At 47.0% G+C, this 20,525-nt stretch carries 22 protein-coding genes; 12 read left to right on the forward strand and 10 right to left on the reverse strand.

Features of this window, described 5'->3' with window-relative positions:
• Window positions 1-26: 26 nt before the first annotated feature.
• The gene (locus KXJ80_RS18830) at window positions 27-1,631 is read left to right on the forward strand and encodes a long-chain-fatty-acid--CoA ligase (RefSeq protein WP_259474488.1); all 1,605 of its coding nucleotides are present in this window, start codon (window positions 27-29) and stop codon (window positions 1,629-1,631) included.
• Between the two features lie 93 nt (window positions 1,632-1,724).
• Here KXJ80_RS18830 and KXJ80_RS18835 read toward each other — a convergent pair whose 3' ends face one another.
• The 4 genes from KXJ80_RS18835 to KXJ80_RS18850 all read right to left on the reverse strand — a co-directional run bounded on the left by KXJ80_RS18835 (window position 1,725) and on the right by KXJ80_RS18850 (window position 7,069).
• Window positions 1,725-3,512, reverse strand: coding sequence for an ABC transporter ATP-binding protein/permease (locus KXJ80_RS18835; RefSeq protein WP_218677779.1), 1,788 nt, complete (start codon window positions 3,510-3,512; stop codon window positions 1,725-1,727).
• Between the two features lie 287 nt (window positions 3,513-3,799).
• Window positions 3,800-4,357 carry a heme utilization protein HutZ gene (hutZ, locus tag KXJ80_RS18840; protein WP_037427099.1) on the reverse strand — a complete coding sequence of 186 codons (558 nt, stop codon included), beginning with the start codon at window positions 4,355-4,357 and terminating at the stop codon, window positions 3,800-3,802.
• Between the two features lie 33 nt (window positions 4,358-4,390).
• Window positions 4,391-4,876 (reverse strand): heme utilization cystosolic carrier protein HutX, encoded by a 486-nt coding sequence (hutX, locus tag KXJ80_RS18845; RefSeq protein ID WP_370687114.1) that lies wholly within the window; start codon window positions 4,874-4,876, stop codon window positions 4,391-4,393.
• A gap of 99 nt (window positions 4,877-4,975) precedes the next feature.
• Complete coding sequence (locus KXJ80_RS18850; RefSeq protein ID WP_218737259.1) at window positions 4,976-7,069, reverse strand: TonB-dependent hemoglobin/transferrin/lactoferrin family receptor; 2,094 nt, start codon at window positions 7,067-7,069, stop codon at window positions 4,976-4,978.
• A gap of 245 nt (window positions 7,070-7,314) precedes the next feature.
• Between KXJ80_RS18850 and KXJ80_RS18855 the strand changes: the two genes are divergently transcribed.
• The 7 genes from KXJ80_RS18855 to KXJ80_RS18885 all read left to right on the forward strand — a co-directional run bounded on the left by KXJ80_RS18855 (window position 7,315) and on the right by KXJ80_RS18885 (window position 12,730).
• Window positions 7,315-8,133 (forward strand): energy transducer TonB, encoded by an 819-nt coding sequence (locus KXJ80_RS18855; protein ID WP_218737260.1) that lies wholly within the window; start codon window positions 7,315-7,317, stop codon window positions 8,131-8,133.
• Window positions 8,134-8,228: 95 nt separating this feature from the next.
• Complete coding sequence (locus tag KXJ80_RS18860) at window positions 8,229-8,972, forward strand: MotA/TolQ/ExbB proton channel family protein (protein WP_256930941.1); 744 nt, start codon at window positions 8,229-8,231, stop codon at window positions 8,970-8,972.
• Complete coding sequence (locus tag KXJ80_RS18865; protein ID WP_218737262.1) at window positions 8,969-9,406, forward strand: ExbD/TolR family protein; 438 nt, start codon at window positions 8,969-8,971, stop codon at window positions 9,404-9,406. Before KXJ80_RS18860 ends, KXJ80_RS18865 begins: the two co-directional genes overlap by 4 nt.
• Before the next feature lie 93 nt (window positions 9,407-9,499).
• Window positions 9,500-10,453, forward strand: a complete 954-nt coding sequence (locus tag KXJ80_RS18870) for a hemin ABC transporter substrate-binding protein (protein WP_218737263.1) — start codon at window positions 9,500-9,502, stop codon at window positions 10,451-10,453.
• A gap of 2 nt (window positions 10,454-10,455) precedes the next feature.
• A complete protein-coding gene (locus KXJ80_RS18875; RefSeq protein WP_218737264.1) occupies window positions 10,456-11,472 on the forward strand; it encodes a FecCD family ABC transporter permease in 1,017 nt (338 codons plus the stop codon).
• Between the two features lie 11 nt (window positions 11,473-11,483).
• Complete coding sequence (locus KXJ80_RS18880) at window positions 11,484-12,302, forward strand: heme ABC transporter ATP-binding protein (RefSeq protein WP_218737265.1); 819 nt, start codon at window positions 11,484-11,486, stop codon at window positions 12,300-12,302.
• Between the two features lie 86 nt (window positions 12,303-12,388).
• Window positions 12,389-12,730 carry a DUF2956 domain-containing protein gene (locus KXJ80_RS18885; RefSeq protein ID WP_218737266.1) on the forward strand — a complete coding sequence of 114 codons (342 nt, stop codon included), beginning with the start codon at window positions 12,389-12,391 and terminating at the stop codon, window positions 12,728-12,730.
• Here the strand turns inward: KXJ80_RS18885 and KXJ80_RS18890 are convergent.
• The 3 genes from KXJ80_RS18890 to KXJ80_RS18900 form a co-directional block, all read right to left on the reverse strand.
• Entirely contained in the window at window positions 12,727-13,095 is a 369-nt protein-coding gene (locus tag KXJ80_RS18890; RefSeq protein WP_256930942.1) for a hypothetical protein, read from the reverse strand. The genes KXJ80_RS18885 and KXJ80_RS18890 overlap by 4 nt on opposite strands.
• 114 nt (window positions 13,096-13,209) lie before the next feature.
• A complete protein-coding gene (locus tag KXJ80_RS18895) occupies window positions 13,210-14,679 on the reverse strand; it encodes an NAD(P)/FAD-dependent oxidoreductase (protein WP_218737267.1) in 1,470 nt (489 codons plus the stop codon).
• The gene (locus tag KXJ80_RS18900; protein ID WP_088586035.1) at window positions 14,676-15,008 is read right to left on the reverse strand and encodes a winged helix-turn-helix domain-containing protein; all 333 of its coding nucleotides are present in this window, start codon (window positions 15,006-15,008) and stop codon (window positions 14,676-14,678) included. Before KXJ80_RS18900 ends, KXJ80_RS18895 begins: the two co-directional genes overlap by 4 nt.
• Window positions 15,009-15,206: 198 nt before the next feature.
• Here KXJ80_RS18900 and KXJ80_RS18905 point away from each other — a divergent pair, with 198 nt between their 5' ends.
• Together KXJ80_RS18905 and KXJ80_RS18910 are read left to right on the forward strand one after the other, a co-directional pair.
• Window positions 15,207-15,758, forward strand: a complete 552-nt coding sequence (locus tag KXJ80_RS18905) for a DUF924 family protein (protein WP_218737932.1) — start codon at window positions 15,207-15,209, stop codon at window positions 15,756-15,758.
• A gap of 166 nt (window positions 15,759-15,924) precedes the next feature.
• A complete protein-coding gene (locus tag KXJ80_RS18910; protein WP_256931013.1) occupies window positions 15,925-16,746 on the forward strand; it encodes a substrate-binding periplasmic protein in 822 nt (273 codons plus the stop codon).
• A gap of 21 nt (window positions 16,747-16,767) precedes the next feature.
• Here KXJ80_RS18910 and KXJ80_RS18915 read toward each other — a convergent pair whose 3' ends face one another.
• The 3 genes from KXJ80_RS18915 to KXJ80_RS18925 all read right to left on the reverse strand — a co-directional run bounded on the left by KXJ80_RS18915 (window position 16,768) and on the right by KXJ80_RS18925 (window position 18,227).
• Complete coding sequence (locus KXJ80_RS18915) at window positions 16,768-17,205, reverse strand: universal stress protein (protein ID WP_037421547.1); 438 nt, start codon at window positions 17,203-17,205, stop codon at window positions 16,768-16,770.
• A 172-nt stretch (window positions 17,206-17,377) separates the two neighbouring features.
• Window positions 17,378-17,809, reverse strand: a complete 432-nt coding sequence (locus KXJ80_RS18920) for a universal stress protein (RefSeq protein WP_218737269.1) — start codon at window positions 17,807-17,809, stop codon at window positions 17,378-17,380.
• Window positions 17,810-17,828: 19 nt separating this feature from the next.
• A complete protein-coding gene (locus KXJ80_RS18925; protein WP_023269027.1) occupies window positions 17,829-18,227 on the reverse strand; it encodes a SpoIIAA family protein in 399 nt (132 codons plus the stop codon).
• A gap of 196 nt (window positions 18,228-18,423) precedes the next feature.
• Between KXJ80_RS18925 and KXJ80_RS18930 the strand changes: the two genes are divergently transcribed.
• Window positions 18,424-19,848 carry a coniferyl aldehyde dehydrogenase gene (locus tag KXJ80_RS18930; protein WP_218737270.1) on the forward strand — a complete coding sequence of 475 codons (1,425 nt, stop codon included), beginning with the start codon at window positions 18,424-18,426 and terminating at the stop codon, window positions 19,846-19,848.
• Window positions 19,849-19,869: 21 nt separating this feature from the next.
• Window positions 19,870-20,478 (forward strand): TetR/AcrR family transcriptional regulator, encoded by a 609-nt coding sequence (locus KXJ80_RS18935; RefSeq protein WP_218737271.1) that lies wholly within the window; start codon window positions 19,870-19,872, stop codon window positions 20,476-20,478.
• Window positions 20,479-20,525 lie beyond the last annotated feature (47 nt).

The raw sequence follows: 20,525 nt of genomic DNA on the forward strand, positions 1-20,525 counted from the left end.
ACTAAACCGATTTGAGGTAGTTAGGCATGGCATACGATCAAGAGTCACAACTCGAACTTGGCAAATACTCTTCACTCATAGACTTAATCGAACGCACTAGCCAACGCTTTGGCGATAAAACCGCATATGCTTGCTTAGGTAAAAGCAGTAGCTTCAATGAGATAGAACGTGATTCACGCTATTTTGCTGCTTATTTACAAAATAACACTAACCTAAAACCTGGCGATCGGATCGCGATTCAATTACCCAACATTACCCAATTTGTCATCGCTGCCTATGGCGCACTAAGAGCAGGCCTGATTCTCGTCAACACAAACCCGCTTTATACTGAACGTGAGCTTATCCATCAGTTTAATGACTCGGGTGCAAAAGCTTTAGTGGTGCTATCCGATTTACTGCCAACATTGGCCAAAGTGGTTGCAACCACACCGATAGAACTGGTGATTTCAACTCATCCGTTAGATCTTATCGATCCGCAAGTTCAGCCCAAAACGGGGCTTAAAAATGTCGAATTCTGCCAAGTGCTAAAGCAAGGTGCAGAGCTACCGTTTACGCGCTTTGTGCCCGCCTTAGGCGATTTAGCCGCGCTGCAATATACTGGTGGTACAACGGGTCTTTCTAAGGGCGCAATGCTGACCCACGGCAATATGCTCGCCAATGCGGCGCAAGTAAAATCCCGCATCGGCAGTGTTATCACCGAAGGGGAAGATATTTTTGTCGCACCACTACCGATTTACCATATCTACGCCTTTATGGTGAACTTGGTGCTGTATTTTGAATGTGGTGGTTGCTCGGTATTAATCCCAAATCCCCGTGATATTAATGGCTTAATCAAGACGCTGGCGAAATACCCCTTTACCGGTTTTGCAGGGCTTAACACCTTATTTGTCGCCCTGTGCCATCAACCCGAATTTAAGGCGCTAGATTTTAGCCATTTAAAAATCACTATTTCAGGTGGCACAGCGCTGACCGCTGCCGCAGCCAATCTATGGCAGCAAACCACAGGCAATACCATCAGTGAAGGTTATGGCTTATCCGAGACCTCGCCAGTGATCTCGCTCAATGCACCGGGATATCAAAAGATTGGCACTATCGGTAAGCCCGTTCTCGGCACTGAGGTCAAACTGTTAGACGAAAACGGTAATGAAGTCGCGCAAGGGGAAGCCGGTGAGCTCGCCGCCCGTGGCTCACAGGTGATGCTAGGTTATTGGAATAATCCCCAAGAAACGGCTAATGTGATGACGGCTGATGGTTTCTTTAAAACGGGGGATATTGCGATTCTGAACGAGGAAGGCTTCCATCAAATCGTTGATCGCAAAAAGGATATGATTATTGTCTCTGGCTTTAACGTCTATCCTAATGAAGTCGAAAACGTGCTTGCTAGCCACCCAAATATCATCGAATGCGCCGTAGTTGGCGTAAAGGATGAGCACTCTGGAGAAGCAGTCAAAGCCTGTATCGTGCTCAAGGATGACAGCCAAGACCCTGAACTGATGAAAACCACCATCATCAACTTCTGCCGCGAGCAACTCACTGCCTACAAACTGCCTAAGTTAATTGAATTTATGCCGCAGCTACCTAAGAGTACTGTGGGTAAGATTCTGCGTAGAGAACTCAAAAATCAGCCTTAAAAACCATTAAGTAATTTGAACGGCTTTAAATCTAATAAAACCCCAGAGCAACACTCTGGGGTTTTATTTGAGCCTCTTTACCCAATCCAAGTCTTACTCGCTCAATGGGTTAACCTCATCCGTTAGCAGCTGCAAACTGGCAAACTCGCGATATAGATCATTGGTTTGCATTAGAGTTTGATGCTTACCACTGGCAACAATTCGCCCCTTATCAAACACAATAATTCGATCGGCATTAATTACGGTTGCAAGCCGATGGGCGATGATCAGCGTAGTTTTACCCGCCATTAACTCATCAAGCGCCAGCTTCACTTTTTGCTCACTCAAGGCATCGAGTGCACTGGTGGCCTCATCGAGTAATAGGATGGGTCTGTCGGCTAAAATGGCCCTCGCAATAGCAATCCGTTGTTTTTGCCCGCCAGATAAGCGCACACCGCGCTCACCCAAATAGGTTTGATAACCTTCATTAAATTCACTGATAAACTCATGGGCACGGGCCGCAATACAGGCATCAATCACTTCCTGCTCGCTGGCATCAACGCGGCCATAGCGCACATTTTCCAGCACACTGGTGGCAAAAATCACTGAGTCCTGCGGCACCAGCGCAAACTGCGCCCGCAAATCCTGTGGTGAAAGCGCAGCAATATCAATCCCATCCAATAAGATACTGCCCGATGAAGGCACATAAAACCGCTGTAATAACTGAAATAGCGTGCTCTTGCCGGCACCACTCGGGCCGACCAAAGCCACCCGCTCGCCAGCATTTATTACAAGGTCTAAGTCGCTGAGCACTAACTGAGTTTGCTCGGGATAATGGAAGTTAAGTTGTTGCAGTTGCAACTCGCCGCGTACTTTATCTGGCAGAGTTTTAGGCACCAGTGGCGCCGGAATATCGACCTCAGTTTCGGCTAATTCGATTAAGCGTTCTGCGGCGCCCGAGGCGCGTTGGATTTCCCCGACCACTTCACTAATGGTCGCAACCGCGCCTGCCACCATGACCGCATAAAACATAAAGGCTGAGAGTTCGCCGCCCGTCATCTTACCTGACATCACATCGTGGGCGCCGACCCAAGTCACTAGCGCAATGGCAGCAATACTGAGGAACATCACTGAAGAAATCAGCAGCGCGCGGTAACGAATGCGGCCGCTGGCGGCGGTCATCACATCTTCGACACGGCCATTGAACAGGCTGCGGTCCTTATCCTCATGGCCATAGGCCTGCACAGTGTGGATTTCATGCAAGGTTTCATCCACATAGGCACCGAGATCCGCCACCCTATCTTGGCTTTCGCGCGCTAAGGTTCGCACTTTTCGGCCAAAGAAACCGACAGGCCCCAACACCAAAGGCACGGCCAGTAACACGAGCAGTGTCATCTTCACGCTGGTGATCCCCATCATCGCCAGCCCACCAATAACCGTCACGCCGGAGCGTAGTGCCATAGAGAGACTCGAACCGACAACGGTTTGCAGTAAGGTTGAATCGGCGGTAAAACGTGAAATCACCTCACCAGTGCGCACCTTGGCATAAAATGCCGGAGATAATTTAAGTAATTGATTATAAACTGCAAGCCGAATATCGGCACTGACACGCTCCCCAAGCCATGTCATCAGATAAAAACGGCAAAACACCGCAGTGCCACTCACTGCGGTGATCAGCAACACCAATAGAATAATTTCATTCAGCCGCTGGGCGTTATCCTTAATAAAACCTTCGTCCACCATCAGCCGCACGCCTTGGCCGAGGGATAACCAGGCCAAAGAACCGATCAATAAAAATACAATCGCCGCGACAACTCGCAAACGATAGGGCTTAAGAAATTGCCAAATCCATGGCAATACTGCCCGTTGGCGAACCGAGGTGTGTGAAGATTGTTGAGACACAATGGACTCCAATAATGGTCGAAGAGGTGGAATGCTCGAATCGGTGGGCTCTATGAGCGGTTTGTTCACTCTTGTTATCCTTCGGCTTTATTTGTCATTCAACTTAGCACAAATGACAATGAACTGAGCACACAAGAAAGCGCACACGATAACCAAAGTGATGCTAGCAAAGCAAAAATTCAAGGCTAAGAATATAAAAGCCAAAAATAAACCCGCATTGATAGCGGGTTTATGATTGCGCCTTGAGTAGGGCAAGATCAAAGTACAGAAGTGTAAAACACAGATATCTAAGCTACCTGCATATCTTCAGGCGTTTTTGGGGTGCCATGGTGACCATCACGCTTCCAGTTCACATCGAGTAATTCACTGCCTGTAAGAGTAAAGGCTTGGCCAAAGCCTTTGACATACAATCCTTGATGGGGCGCTAACTTGTACAGGTTAAAGTCCGTCAGCGCTGCCAAATTATCCGACATGTCGCCAAAACGTTTAGATAACAGGCTGACTCCTTTGCTAAACGAGGGCGTATCACGTGCAACCGCTTGAGCCATGGCATCAAAGGTTAATCGTTTGCGGGCGAATACAGATTTGGCTTCGACTTCATCCTCCACCAGCATCACAGACACTTTAGTAGACTGTTTAAGATTATGGCCGTGGCGCGCTAAGTCACTCACCAAGATATAAAAACCATCGTCTGCTAAGGCAAATGGCGCGTAACTGGCATTAGGTTGACCATCGGTATCGACGGTGGCGAGTTGTAAGGTTTTACGTTGCTGTTTAAAGACCTCTATTTCAGGTAACAGTTTGTCCCTTAAACGCTGTTCTTGCTCGGAAATGTCAGGCTTCATATTGGTTTCCTCAATAAATTACGTTCATCAATGTTAATCAGCAAAGGTAGCGGCCAGCGCTTTAAAACGGCGCACTTGCTCGGGAAAAAGCACTCTTTGCTTGTCACGTCCTAAATAAACTTTAAATACCACTTCACCCTGAGGTCCAAAAAAGTTAATGGAATGGCTCTCGCTGCCCCTAAAAGGTCTGCTGATCAAGGCTATCGCCCGCATGCCATCCAATTTAAGATGGCCATGTAAGCCATCCCCTTTGCTGTAGAGGTTGTAGTAACCATGGGCAAATTTTCCTTGGGGAAAATCGCCTTTAAATTCAAATACACTGCCCGAAAGCATCACTATGGTGGTTAACGAACCCCACTCGGGTAAGCTTTGTAGTAACTCGTCCATATGGGCCAAAGGTAAAAACACTCGCTGCGCTTTAGGTAAGGCGGTAACCACCTCAAGCTCGGCAATCCCTAACTCACTGGCCAATTGTGCAGGCATTAAATCTGGTTGAGTTTCAAATCGTTGCCGCAACATTTGCTGGGTTTCAGCATTTGAATCTCGGCGACTCAGCACGTTATCCGTGTTTTCAATGTCGACTGTTTGGGTCATTCCGAAAATCCTCTATCCCAAGGTTTAGAACATGTAGCGTGCAGACAGCTTCATATTACGGCCAGGCTGATACAAGGTTTGCCATGCCTGCAGATACTTCTCATCACCAATGTTTTCAATGGCAAAATCAACTCTCAGGCCCGACATCACGCCCATCGCGGGCTCCCATGCAAGGTAAACATCCCAAAGGGTGTATTCATCATACTTAGCAACACTGTAACCTTTGGGTGTATTCGTTTGGCTGGCAACATAGGTCACTCGCGTGCCTAGCTTCATATCGCCTTCCATAATCCCTTGGGATAAGTCGACATTAAACTTATTGGCTGGCATCCCTTCGATATAATCGCCAGTATTACGGTCTTCTCCGCGGGTTTGACCATAATTCATCGCTAAACGCGTTTGTCCGATGCGATAACGACCGCTGAGCTCAAAGCCCGTTAATTGAGCGTCTTCCACATTGTTCCACGAGGTTGTTTGCTCGAGTCCTGGTATCCCCCGATATGGATTAGAGACTTGCTGAACAATAAAATCGTCTACATCGTTACGGAAGATGTTTAAAGTAATCGCTAATTCATCATCACCAGCTAAGTCATTGAAGCGAAGGTCAGCTTTAAGCTCTTTATTACGCGCCACTTCAGACTTTAGGTCAGGATTTGTCGCAAAGGTGTTACATAACCCTTTGGGTAAAAAACCCGGTATTGGCGGAATGCAGTAATGGGTACCGCTAGAGAACATTTCCTCCACCGTCGGCGCTCGGAAGGCCTGATCATAGCGCGCACTTAACGTCAGCCATGGCTGCATTTGCCAACTTAATCCAAGTGAAGGAGATAGCTCAGTATCATCAGCAGATGCATTAAGGTTATGACTCTCGTTTTTAAAACTGTCATAACGCAAAGCTGCATCGAGGTTTACCGTTTGTGTCAGTTGCACATCCGCCCGAGTAAAAGCTCCCCATACCGTTGTTTCGCCATTTATATCCTCAGGACGCTGCCCAACCTGTCCCTTATCGTCTCTAACGGTTTTAAGGGTATCGCGATAGCCATCCACACCGTAGGTCAACTTAGTGTTACCGAGTTGAGAACTATTGTTCAAATTAACGCCAACGGTGCGGTATTCAGTGCTATCTAATTGGCCTTTAGTGACGCGGTCTTCATCGTAATCTGTGCTATTCCAATAAACCTGCACATGAGTATCCAAATAAGGATTATTGGCTGGCGCTAAGCTGTAATTGAGGGTGATATTTTGATCGTCCGTTTTGCGGCGCACTAAAGGCACTGAGCTACTCACTGCCGCAGAAGGATTACTTGGCACCAATTCATTAATCTTGTTAACTCTTGCCGATAACGCTAAGCGTGAGGCTTTATCAGCCTGCCAGCCGAATTTAGCCAGTCCACTGCTTCCTGAAGAAGCGCTGTTGACTAAGGTTTCATCATTGCCGGTATTAATATTGTTGGAATCAACATAACTGCCATTGAGCAACCAATCGACTGTTGCTTGCTGGCCATAGACTGCGGCGCTGGTTTTAGTGCGGTCGCCATTGGTGTCATAGCCTTGTTTGACATAACCACCAAAGGTTTCATTTGGCGCTAAAAAATCCTGAGCAGACTTAGTATTTTGTGCAACAACACCGCCGAGGGCACCACTGCCCCACAAACTACTGGCAGGGCCTCGGATCACCTCGATAGATTTAAGTAGTTCAGGGTCCATAAAATAGGAACCGCGATGGCCCGAACTAGTATTTTGCCTTGCACCATCGATCGTTTGTAAAACACGATCACCGCTTAAACCACGAATTTCGACGCCCTGAGAGGTCGCTCTTGGGCCATTTGTTAAGTTAATATTCGCTTCGTTTTTTAATACTTCGGCAACCGATGAAGCCTGTGAAACGTTAAGCTGCTCTTCTGCGACAACAGCCACACTTCGACTGGTTTCAGACACTTTCTCACTCAAACGCGTCGCACTCACTAACACTTCATCAAATTCAGTTTCGACAACCCCCTGTTCAGCACTCTTCTGCACCGCAGTGGGTTTGACGCCTTCTTCAGCCGCTAACGCAAAACTTAGCGCCGTACTACTTAGTGCCATCGCAACGGCGATCACTAACGGCTTTTTGTTCATATTATCTTCCTCAAATTATTAATTTTATTAATCAATTAGTATCTAAAAAGACCCGTAACAGTCATTCGCCTACCTTGGCATTTTGCTAGTTTTTTGAGCATTCACTTTAGCAATTGCAGGCACTCTAACTGAGAATATAAATTTGATCAAATGGAAATCATTATCATTTGCGATCTTATTTATATTTATGTATCTTAATTAGCAATGATTGATGAGTGAATGCTTTTGGAATTGGAAGGTTTGCCGTGACACCGAAACGATATTTAGCTTTTGGCGCATTAACTGTTGCGATTCAAACGGGGGTTATAGCTTCGCAACCTACGCCTGCTCAGCTAAAAATAATCAATTCACCGACCATTCAGGGTGAATCACATCAACGCGTTACCTTAAACCCTGTTACCTTAAACTTTGCTAAGCCTCAAATGGCTGCAACATCGGATACTGCTGGTAACACTGTAAACAAAACCCATCACGCATCATTGGTACACACTGTTACTGCACCATCGACACAAGCTGCTCAACCAAAGCTGACAACATCTACACCTAAAAAAAACGTTCAAAGTAAGACTGAGCAAAAACAAAGTATTACTGCATCAATTGATAAAAAAACCATCGCGCAGCCAAAGTCTAAACAGTCGCAGGAGCATCACTACACCGCCAACACTGACAATCTAAAATCCACAGAAAAAATGGCGCCACACGCCGAGTTAGTGCCAACTAAAACCACTCCAAGTATCGATGAGCAGCCGCATTCAATTGATAGCAATATGGCACCTCATCAAACCGTGGTTGAACTCGCATCCCCCACTTTTGCCAGTCAACCTCCCCAACCAACATATCCGCGCATGGCGCGCAAAAAAGGCTTGGAAGGAACCGCAACAATTGAAGTGATGTTTAACGAATTTGGACAACAACTCGCCCTCACGTTAGTCAAAAGCTCTGGTGTCAGCCTGCTGGACCAAGCGGCACTAGAGGCGGTAGAGACTTGGCAGTTTGAGGCGCCAAGCCCAAAACTGGCGAGCCATTACAAGGTTAGGGTACCAATTCGCTTCGCCTTAAATTGATCCTGTGGCGATGCAATGCTTAACCACGCTAATCCTATTGCAACGAATTTGGCTGAATGCTTGATAACAGATCTAACTATAGAGACTCACCGCTTATGACTGACTTTTCTACCCTACATGGCCAGCTCGGTTCACTCACCTGGCCTTTGCTGATATGTGCATTCCTTGCCTTGATGATTTGCCTTGAGCGTAGCGCACTGTTTTTACAACAATCCGTAGCGTCAATCTCCCCAAAAAAACAAGCTTGGGTTAAAGAGCTACGCCACTCTGATGCCAAACCGACAAGCGAAAACATTCAAGCTTTACTCTCTAAAACCAGCCATCAGCAGGATTTACTGGCGCGTGGCGCAACAGTGCTGTTAGCGCAAGCACATCAACCCAAACCACTCAGGGAAGAATTACTCAGTCTATGGCTGAATAAACAACAAAGGGAGCTGCAAGCGGGCCTTAAGATTTTGCAAGTGATAGGGATTATTAGTCCGTTACTGGGGTTACTCGGTACGGTACTTGGGTTAATTGACATGTTTGCCCAACTTGGCCAGTCCCAAGTGCCAGTCACTCCTGCGCAACTCAGTGCGGGGCTTGGTCTGGCGATGAATACTACCGCAGCAGGTCTTATCATTGCGGTGCCGACCATTACCGCCGCCCATTTATTTGGGATCTGGGCGCATAGCCAATGCTTAAAAGCGAGCCATGTGCTGAATCAAATTAACTTATGGTTATCCGGTGTAGACAAGCTACCACTTGAGCAGGACTTATATCAGGCATTCGCTCTAGGAAATCAGGCTAATCAAACACCTAATACTCCACACGCCGCATCTCTTGAGTCTCAGCCATGATAAGCACTCACCACACGTCGTTACCCCAAGCAGCGATCAGTGCCTTAGAGCCACTGCCCAGCGTCGATCTTACGGCATTGATTGATATTATTTTTATTGTTTTAGTGTTTCTGTTACTCACCGCAAATAGCCGTTTGCTGAGCTTACCTGTTGATGTACCTCAAAGCCCAAGCAACGCCATTACTGCACTCGAGCATAAGCAATCGATAGCCATCAATATTATGGCGACTTCCCCCTACTGGGCGATTAATGGCGAAAAATTTGCTGATTTAACCGCATTTAGTTCAGCCTTTGAAGCGCTGTTAACGGCTCAACCACAGGCCACCGTCATTATTGCTGCCGATAAGGCCGCGCCAGTTGAACCGCTAATGCAGCTACTGGCACTTTTGCAGGGCAACGCCATTAATCAAACCCAAATTTTGATGAAACATTAACCCTAAACCTTAACTCAATCGTGTTTTAACCCGTTTACCCTGCAAGGTTGATAACACCTCGACCTTGCTTTTAGATGGATCAGGAGTTTACCCATGTTGTTTCAAGCTGTGCGTTATCGATTTAATAAACTCAGTCAACCGACCGATAGCAATGTATTCAATAAATGGTTGTGTCTACTCCCCGCAGTCATAGCACTCTTTTCATTTAATGCTTGGAGTGCAACTCAGGACATAAAGTTGGTGAGCGCGGGGGCGGGTGTCACCGAGTTAGTGCTGGCGTTAGGGGCGGCCGATGAGTTAGTGGCTGTCGATGCCACCAGCTATGTGCCTGAACAATTAAGCTCAGTCGCTAAACTGGGCTACCACCGCATGCTTTCCGCTGAAGGCATTATGGCACTCAGCCCTACACTAGTTGTGGGGTCCGACGTAATGGGCCCAGAAACCACCCTAAACGTACTAAAACAAGCCAATATCAAGGTAGTGCAATTACCCTCAAGCGCCGATGAGCAACAATTAATGAGCAATATCGATACGCTAGCACAATCGCTTAATCGAACAGACAAAGCGGCCCCGCTAAAGCAGGAGTTGCATCAAAGGCTAGATAAATTAAATAAGCAAAAACAACAACTCAGCCAACATAATGCTCAGCCAAAAATCCTCTTTATGTTATTACAGGAAGGACGAGGAGCCCGAGTCGGTGGCAAAGGTACCGCTGCCGATACCATTATTGCGCTATCGGGCGCAAAGAATATTGCAGACTTTGAAGGCTACAAGACATTGTCCCAAGAGGGCATTCTCGCCTTACAACCGGATGTGATTTTACTGTCTAACCGCAGCGAAAAAACTGACTCGCAAACCAACACTCAAACAACCCAGGCTCTATTAAAGGAGATGCCGCTGCTAGCGCATACTCCCGCAGGCCAAAATGGTCATATCCAAACCCTTGCCCCGCAAGCTTTACTGGGAGGTTTAGGTATTAGCGCCATTGGTGCTGCCGAAACGCTTGCAGATACCCTACTCACTCAAGGTAAAACGGCGGGGAAATAACCATGTTACAGTATCGCTGGCTTTGGCCCACAATGATGATGCTCCTCATCCTGAGCAGTATACTCTCGGTGAGTGTAGGTCCTGTAAGCATTAGTCTTATGGACTCCCTCAGTGCGGTATTTAATTGGGCAACCCAGCAAAGCATTGGCAATCTTGCACCCCACGAGCAACTGGTGGTAAGTAACGTGCGCCTACCAAGGACCTTGTTAGCCCTTACGGTAGGCGCGATCCTTGCTCAATGTGGCGCTGTGATGCAGGGATTATTCCGTAATCCACTGGCAGACCCAGGTATTATCGGGGTGTCATCGGGAGCCGCATTAGGTGCGGCCATCTGTATCGTGTTATTTCCCGACGTGGGATCTTTTATGATTTCCCTTGGCGCCTTTCTCTGTGGGTTAGCCACAACCCTGATCGTTTATCGTCTGGCGAGTAACGGTTTAGGCACATCTGTGGTGTTATTGCTGCTTTCCGGCGTGGCAATTGCAGCGCTAGCAGGAGCGGGCATAGGCGTACTGACTTATCTCGCTAATGATATGGCATTACGTGACTTAACCCTTTGGCAAATGGGCAGTATTGCGGGAGCTCAATGGCAGTATGTCGGCCTATGTTTACTGGTATTACTGCTGCTGAGTTGGCGGTTTCAGCGTGATGCCATGGCACTTAATGCCCTGCTACTGGGTGAAGCTGAAGCCAGACATTTAGGGATTGATGTCGACCGTCTTAAGTTAAGACTCATCCTACTCTGTGCATTAGGCGTAGGCGTGAGTGTGGCCGCAACAGGGATTATCGGTTTTATTGGCTTAGTGGTACCCCATTTAGTGCGTATGTTGTTGGGGCCAGATCATAAACGACTTTTACCCATGAGCGCCCTCTTGGGCGCTGCGCTTTTAGCCTTAGCTGACATAGGTGCGCGGGCATTTTTACCCCCCGCCGAATTACCCGTCGGCTTAGTCACAGCACTTATCGGTGCACCTTTCTTTATCTTTTTACTCCTGCAACAACGCAGCAAATTAATCTAAACGAGAACTTCATGGCTATGAGCTTATCGGCTGCGCCCGTCGCTAAACAACATTTTGAACGTACCCAATTAACCGTGGATAGGCTCAGCTACGCTATCGGCGATAAGGCGGTGTTGAACAACATTCGCGTGCAATTTCAACCGGGCAGTGTCACCGCACTTTTAGGGCCTAATGGGGCAGGCAAATCCACACTGTTAAAGGCACTGTGCCAAGAGATCCACACTGCGCAAGGCAGCATCAAGCTTGGCCACTGCCAACTGGTGGATTGGCCAAGGGCTGAACTGGCAAAATCCCTCGCCGTTCTGCCTCAACATGCCAGCTTAACCTTCCCCTTTACCGTTGATGAAGTGGTTGCAATGGGGCTTTATCCCTTAACCTTGAGTCAAAAAGAAGGCCAGCAGTTAGTCACAAAATGGCTTGCCGAAGTGGGTGTATTGCATTTAGCCCGACGCAGTTACCCCACGCTTTCAGGGGGAGAAAAACAAAGGGTGCAACTGGCGAGGGTGTTAACGCAGTTAAGCCAATCCCCCTTCCCGCCGATTTTACTGTTAGATGAGCCTACCTCGGCACTGGATCTGGCGCAGCAACACAAAGTATTAGCGCTAGCAAAAAATCTCGCCCACAAGCACGCCTACACTGTGATTGTGGTACTGCACGACCTCAATCAGGCAGCCCGTTACAGCGACAGAGTTATCGTCCTCAAACAGGGGGAAATCGTCAGTGAAGGTACACCTAACGATGCATTATCGATTGATATAATTCGCCAAGTATGGGATTACGAACCTGAGTTTATTTCTGCCCCACAGCGTGGTTACCCACTGATTTTTTAATGCAAAATTGACTTCACTAGCGCCTTTAGCGGCACAGTTGTGGGTATAATCGCTGCAATAGACACCTAAAGTCACAGTGTGAACAGATGAAAACCACTATCTCAACCGAAACCCAGCAAGATGCCTTAGCCATGGCGAAGGCCACTCAAAAACCAGGACAAACCAAAGAACAAACTAAACTGATTGCCCAGGGGATTGAAAAGGGCATTGCCGAATATAAAAAACTGCAAAAAGCTAAAGCTCGCGAGCGGGATAAACAGAGAAAGCAACAGTTAAGGGCAAAAAACCAACAAGTAAGCGCGGCTGGCGAGATGGATGATGGCGAAGATTTTTCGCTGCAACAGACTCAATTTACTCCTATTGCTTGGGCTGCCATCGCCCTGTTGGTCCTTAGCTGGCTGGGTTTTGGGGCATATATCTTCCTTTAACAGATGAGATTCGCGCGTATCGTATCCAAGTAGCCAGTCAGCTCCTGTGGTAGAAACTCTTGTGCAATTAGCGCCTTAGTGTCGATATTGCCAGCCCTTAGCTGGACTCGCCCCGTATCGGGCAAAAAGGCCAACTCAAGCCAGTTGGCTCTATCGGGGTAGCTATCGAGAGTTAGGCAAAGCGCGTTATCCCGCTCAATAGCAGACTGACAATCCCAGCATTGGCCGATAAGATCGAGCAGCACTTGCCCGCTTTTCATATCGGTTAATCTGGGCGCGTACACCCAATGGGACATGCGCATTTCGTGGGGAATCATCTCAAGCTTAACGCGGCCCTGTAGGAAAAACTGTTCGGTTAACATCATCGGATCAGCAAAATAGTTATCGTGTATGAATAAATCGTGTATGAATAAAAATGACTCAGCAATGGCCTGATTAACTCTCTGGTTTACTGATTAACTCTCTGGTTTATAAGTAGATTAACTCATTAAGCCTTCTAATCGATTCGCAAGCCGCTTGGCTAAGCCTTTTTGCCAAGCCGCACTCTTGGGCTGGCTGTAGAGCCTATCTTCCCATGCAAAAATCTTGTTCATGCCATGATAAGCAAGCCACGGTAAAGGTTCAGGTTCCCAAGGCGTTAATACTTGCTGAACGGGGGCATTAAACGCCCAAGGCATAGTAGTAAGCGGCGTATCACGCGCTAAGATCAAGTCCACCAGCGTGCGGGCAAAAAGATTGGCAGCCCCAACACCTTCGCCGCCGTAACCACCAATAAGCCCCAATCCTACATTTTTATCGTAAATAGCGTGGGGCGCAAACTGCCGTGCTAAGGCTAAGGTACCGCCCCAACCATGAGTAATTTGCACATCCGCCAATTGCGGAAATAACGCCAACAATAGCTGATAGCGAAAGCCAAATTCCCCTTTAAAAGCCGATTGACGATGGCTAGCGGGAGATTGGGCATTAAAGCACTCGGGATTAAATCCAAATTCAGTCCGCACTTTAGCGCCAAATCCGTAGCCGCCACGGGCGCCAAATATCAAACGGTTATCAGGACTTCGCTGACCATAGGTAACGATGCGGCTAGCATCACTAAAGGTCGCGCGATTAGCTAAACCAATGTCCTGCCACATTTCATTCGTTAACGGCTCAGTGGCGATCAGTAAACTCTGAACTGGTAAGGTAAATCGTCCCAATTCACCCAATTGGCGAAGATAGCCTTCAACGGCGGGCACCACAATCGCCGCACGAACATTTCCTTGTGGCGTCTGTAATTGGGTTTGCGCATCACCAAGATGCGCCATGTGATTTACTGGGGTGTGCTCGTAGATCTTCACCCCTAAACTTTGCACCAGATCAGCCAAACCACAGACGAGTTTCGCCGGATGTATTCGCGCACAATGGGGCGTAAAAAGCGCCGCTTGGCCGTAGGCCATGGAGACTTGTTTATCGAGTTCAGTTTTATCTAGCCAACGAATATCTTCTTCACCAAAGCCATCTGCGCGCCACTGCGCTAATTCGGTTTGAATATTGGCTAATTGCTCAGGATAACGCGCGGCTACCCGTAAATTGCCGCCATGGTGTAAATCACAGTCGATATGATACTTGGCGCAAACTGCCGCAACTTCAGCAATAGTTTGTTGGATCAAGGCTTTTGCTATTAAGCGCGACTCACCTTGAAGCTGATTAAGATAGGCTACATCGCCACTAAAACCGCCCATCAACCAACCGCCATTTCGCCCCGAAGCGCCTTGGCCAATGGTATCAGCCTCAAGAATCACCACGGATAAATTGGGCTGGTATTGCTTAAGATAATAGGCCGTCCATAGTCCTGAATAGCCCGCGCCAATAATGGCGATGTCTGCGGCAATATCATGTTGTAGCGCAGGTAAAATAGTTCTTTGACTTAATTTAACTTCGGTATCAAACCAAAATCCGCGCTCTTTCACGCCACGGATTCACTTAATGGACTGATACCGATAATTGAGGCAATTTCCTCGAAATGTGTATCAACCCACGCACTGCTAATTGGCCCCCAGGTCAAAATGCGATAATAACCTGCATTGTTTCGACTGCCATCTTGCACAAATTCGACGCGAATACCGATATCTTCAAACGCGGCGATAGCATCCTGCAATGTCCGCCTCGGCATTCCAGTCAACTTATTGAGTGATAACAAGTTATGCCGATCATCGTCCATTAAATGCGCTAAATATAGCTTACGTAAAAACGCCTTATGTTGTTTCGATATTGACTGAGTAGCAGATTCGAGGGGCATAAAAAATCAATCCAAATATTGACCAAGTGAATATAAAACTACTTGATATTCAGTGAATAAGAAATAGCCTCCATTCAAATTATTCGAGCAAATTGACCCGTTTGACATCTGTTCCCACAGATACATTTTCGCATTTGCTTGTATAAGCTCTCCATCACTGTTATTTGTAAAAAAGATTAATCAATGGGAGAGCCAACGATGGGCCAAATGATGACCGCACAGCAAGTGCTACATTTCTGGTTTGAGGAAATTTCACCTCAATCTTGGTGGATAAAAGACCCAACATTTGATGCACAAATCCAATCTCGCTTTGAAGACCTATTAAAACAAGCCAAGCGCGGTGAGCTTGCGCATTGGCGCGTGACACCTCAAGGTCGTTTAGCCGAAATCATCGTACTGGATCAATTCTCGCGAAATATCTATCGCGACACGCCAGCAGCGTTTGAGGCTGACACTATTGCGCTGGTCCTTGCCCAAGAGGCTGTTGCACTCCAAATTGATAAGGAGCTTTCTCCCAAACAAGTACCCTTTTTGTTTATGCCTTTTATGCATAGCGAATCCCCAGTCATCCATCAAGTTGCTGTAAAATTGTTCAATCGAGAGGCTGCAATCGCTAATCTCGAATTTGAACTAAAACACAAGGCTATTATCGACAGATTCGGTCGTTATCCTCATAGAAACAAAATATTAGCTAGAGAGTCGACAGCAGAAGAAATCGCTTTTTTACGCCAGCCGAACTCGTCATTTTGAATATAAACAAGCTTTATTCAGATAAAAATAACTGTGGCTGTAGATTAACAAACTACACTTACAATGATATGTCAGGGGACAACTCTGGGCATCATGAGATGGCCAATGGTGCGAAAGGTAACAGTGCGTGATGAAACAAACTAACCATATTTCCTGCGTCTCTAGAATGACCTGTGTTCGCTACCCATTGCTAGCAGTAATTGCATTATTGTATCCCCAATTAATCCAAGCGGCGGAACTGAAAATTGGCGTGAGTCTCTCCATTCCTCCCTATGTCATCCAAGAATCTGATAGCGGCCTAGAACTCGATTTGCTGTATCAAGCACTTGCAGTCAAAGGGCATACCGCCAATATTGAATATTTGCCTTTAGCACGCACTTTCCATGAACTTAGGGAGGGTAAACTAGACGGCATAATCAACGTAAAAGAAGGCATGATCGAAAACGTTTTCTACTCTAATGTGGCGATTCGTTATCAAAATTGCGCAATCAGCCTAGAGAAAAATAACTTTTCGATTAATAGCATTAAAGACTTAACGGATAAAAAAGTCGTTTCCTTTCAACGTGCAGCAAGCTTCTTAGGTGATGAATTTGCTCAAATGACTAAAGCTAATCCTAGTTACCAAGAACAAGCTCGGCAAATACAGCAGGTTTACATGTTGATGAAACACAGGGCTGATGTAGTGGTTATGGATAAGAACATTTTCACGTACTATCTTAGACAGGCATTTATTGAGGGAAAACTCACCGAAGTAGAGAGTAAACAGGTGGCGGTATGTCATCGCATTTTTCCACCGACTGAGTATAAATTTGCGTTTTTAAGCGAGCAAATCCGTGACGACTTTAACCTTGGGTTAAAACAAATTACCGAAGATGGGACACTGATCGCCTTACAAGAAAAATATCGGCAACTCATGTCCCTAGAGAATGAAGCTGAAGCCTCAAATACCATTGTGGATCAATCAAAACTCAAGCAAGATCCTTTATAAGTTAACTACTTAACTACTTAACTACTTAACTACTAATACTGGGCATTTCGCCAATCTAACAACATCTTGACTCACATGATGCTTTAAAAAATCCACTAAGCCGCTGCTGCCATGGCTTGCAATCACAATCATACCCGCATCGGCTGACTCAGCTAAAATCTCTTCGCTCGCATCACCATGACGAACAATACATTTAACCTTTAGTCCAACCGCTAATCCCTGCTGCATTTGCAGCTGTAGACTCTGCATTTTTGTCTCCACAAACTCGGCTAACTGTTGCTCAAGTGTCGCGGGAGTATCTACCGCAATACCATAACAATGGGCACTTCTTGCAGGGCTGACAACATGCAGCAAACGGATATCTACGTGATATAGATTAGCCATTTCAACCGCATAATTAAGCGCATGGGCGGCAGTTGCCGAAAAATCCGTAGGGCATAACACTTCTTGAGTACGCATAATTTTATCCATCACTTAGGTTGTTGCGCCCCATATTAGGGCAAATGGCATTGCTTATAATCTGTATTTTATCGCAGTAACTCAGGACAAACAGCTAGGCCGTAAAATTAATTATGCTTTAGCAATCAAAAACAAAGGGCGCCTTAGCGCCCTGTTATCTACCCAATATAGACTATTTCACTACCAATACAGGGCATGCCGCGCCATTGGCAACAGCTTCGGCAACATTCGTATGTAAAAAGTGCGAAATTCCGGTTCGTCCATGGCTAGCAATCACCACCATACCAACGTCCTTACTATTCGCCTCCTCGAGGATTTGATCGACGGGATCGCCTCGGCGAATAAGTGTTGTAATCGGTAATTCGGTCTTGAGTCCCTCGAGTAACGCCTGCATTTTAGTTGCTGCGGCCTCCTCCATGCTTTTAGCGAGTTCCTCGGGCGTGATCGCTAGGATCATGTAGTTCTCGTCACCGATTGGTTGCTCTACAACATGTAAAATCTTTAGCCCAACATGGTATAAATTTGCCATTTCGATGGCATAACGTAGCGCATGGGCCGCAGTTTCCGAAAAATCTGTGGGCCAGAGTATTTGACCTGAACGCATAATCTATTCTCCTTAATGGCTAGTCATCGCTAAGTTCATCTTTGAGCCAAGTAATGGCATCCAGTTTATCGACAAAAAACTTAACCTCGGCCGGAGTGAACCAGTTTGCCAGCTTTGCCATCACCTCCTGTAACGTCGTTTTACCGACTATGGCAATCCGCTCAAAGTGACGAACATGCTTAACCCCTAGTTTTAGATCGTCCCAAGCGGCTTGAAGTTCCCAACCTTCGAGCTCAGTCACATCGACTAAGGCATAAATATCGGGATCTTTTACCCCTGCTAACGCGGCCTCGAGCACGGGCACCATCACCTCATAATCTTGATGAGTTAAGGTACCAATGGCTTTAAAGGCGACAAAAAAATCATCCTCACCATAACGCTCAATGCCAACAGAAATTCCATGCTTTAACAAAGTCATACTCACTCCTTGTCTAACAAATGTCCTGTTAAGTGTAAAAGCTAAGTCTCTATCAGGCCGTGATCTTGCTCATAAATGCATCAGTATGCTTGCGCAAAATCACGCTAACCGCTAGGATAAACCGACTAATCAGTCGGTTTGTGTATTTAGCAACAAACGGCTTTATTTTATTAAGACTTGCACTCAAGGGATCACGATGAACATGGCAACAGACCCAGCAAAAATCTCGCCACTTACCGAGTTACTCCAACGCCAACGTGCAAGTTACTTGGCAGCACCGAATCCCGATTACGCTATCCGTAAAGAACGCTTAACCCGCCTTAAGGCCGTCTTGCTGAAATTCCAACAGCCGCTCGTCGAGGCGCTGTCACAGGACTATGGCCACAGATCGGTCGACGACAGCTTGATTTCCGACATTATGCCCGTGGTCAACAACATCAATTACAGCTTGAAAAACCTAAAGAAATGGCTCAAGCCAAGCCGCCGTCATGCGGGCATCTTACTCGCCCCCGCCCAAGTGAAAGTGCATTATCAGCCGCTCGGGGTGATTGGGATAATCGTGCCTTGGAACTTCCCCGTCATGCTCTCCATCGGCCCCTTAGTTACTGCCATCGCCGCAGGCAACCATGCCATGCTCAAACTGTCGGAATTCACCCCCGCGACCAACAGCGTCATCAAGCAATTGCTTGCCGAAGTGTTTGAAGAATCCCATGTTGCCGTGGTCGAAGGGGAAGCCGATGTCGCGGCGCAGTTTTCAGCCCTGCCCTTCGATCATCTGCTGTTCACTGGTTCAACCACCGTCGGTCGCCATGTGATGCGCGCCGCCGCCAATAATCTCACACCTGTGACTCTCGAGCTGGGCGGTAAGTCGCCAGTGATTATCGCCCCCGATATGCCACTTGAGATAGCAGTAGAACGAATGATTTATGGTAAGTGTTTGAATGCTGGACAAATCTGTGTAGCACCTGACTATGTGCTTTGCCCTAAGACGAAAGTGGCAGAGTTTATCCAAGCCTATCAGACGAAATTCCAGGCCATGTACGGCGCAATTAGTCACAACAAAGATTACGGCAGCATCATTAATGCCCGTCAGTTTGATCGCTTGATGACAGTACTCGAAGATGCCAAGGCTAAAGGCGCTAAGGTCATCTCCGCCTCGAATGACGTGATTGATAGCCAGCATCGAAAACTCGCGACTCAGCTCATTACCGACACCACTGAAGATATGCTATTGATGCGAGAAGAAATCTTCGGCCCACTACTGCCTGTGATTGGTTACGATAGCTTAGATGAAGCCATTAGCTACGTGAACCATCGCGCCCGCCCCTTAGCCCTGTATGTGATGAGCTTTGATGAAGCGAGCCAACAAAAAATCCTCAAACAAACCCATTCCGGCGGTGTATGCATCAACGAAACCGTGTTCCATGTGGCGGCCGATGATGCCCCCTTTGGCGGAATCGGTCCATCGGGTATGGGGCATTACCACGGCAAGGAAGGATTCCTGACCTTTAGCCACGCCAAAACCGTACTTAGTCGAGGTCGCTTCAACACGGGTAAGTTTGTCCATCCTCCCTATGGCACTTTTATCCAACGCATGTTGATGAAGCTGTTTTTACGCTAATACAAGCGCTTAGGAGTGGTTATGCCGAGCTTATTACCAACAGATACAGACACTAAACCCATAACGGATAAACGTCAGGCCATTTTGAACACCGCCTTGCACTTATTTGTCGACCAAGGGTTTCATGGCACCTCGACCGCATCGATCGCCAAACAGGCGGGCGTCGCCACGGGCACCCTGTTCCATCATTTTCCGACTAAGGAAGCACTGATGGAAAGCCTTTTTCTTACCATCAAGCAAGAATTCGCCGATGCCTTGTTATTAAAGGTCGGCGAGGGGCAAGATCTAAAACACAATGCCGAAACTCTCTGGCAGAGTGCGATCGATTGGTCGATTGAAAATCCAGTCAAACAGTTGTTTTTTCAGCAGTATTCTATGTCACCGCAGATCGCTCTGCATATTCGCGAGCAGGCGATGAACAGTATCTTAGGGTTTATCGCGCAATTGATAAAACAAGGACAACTGATGGGATTGATTGCACACTATCCCGTTGATTTAATGCTTGAAAACTGTCACGGGCAATACTTGGCCGCCACGCGCTTTTTTATCGATAATCCAGAATTAGGCAAAGATAAACATTATCGAGATGCCAGCTTTGCGCTATTTTGGAAGGCATTACAGGCCGATTAATTAAACAAAAAAACGAGCCAGATACGTATCTGGCTCGGTGCTTATTA

This window comes from Shewanella xiamenensis (assembly GCF_024971755.1).
GTDB classification, from domain to species: domain Bacteria; phylum Pseudomonadota; class Gammaproteobacteria; order Enterobacterales; family Shewanellaceae; genus Shewanella; species Shewanella xiamenensis.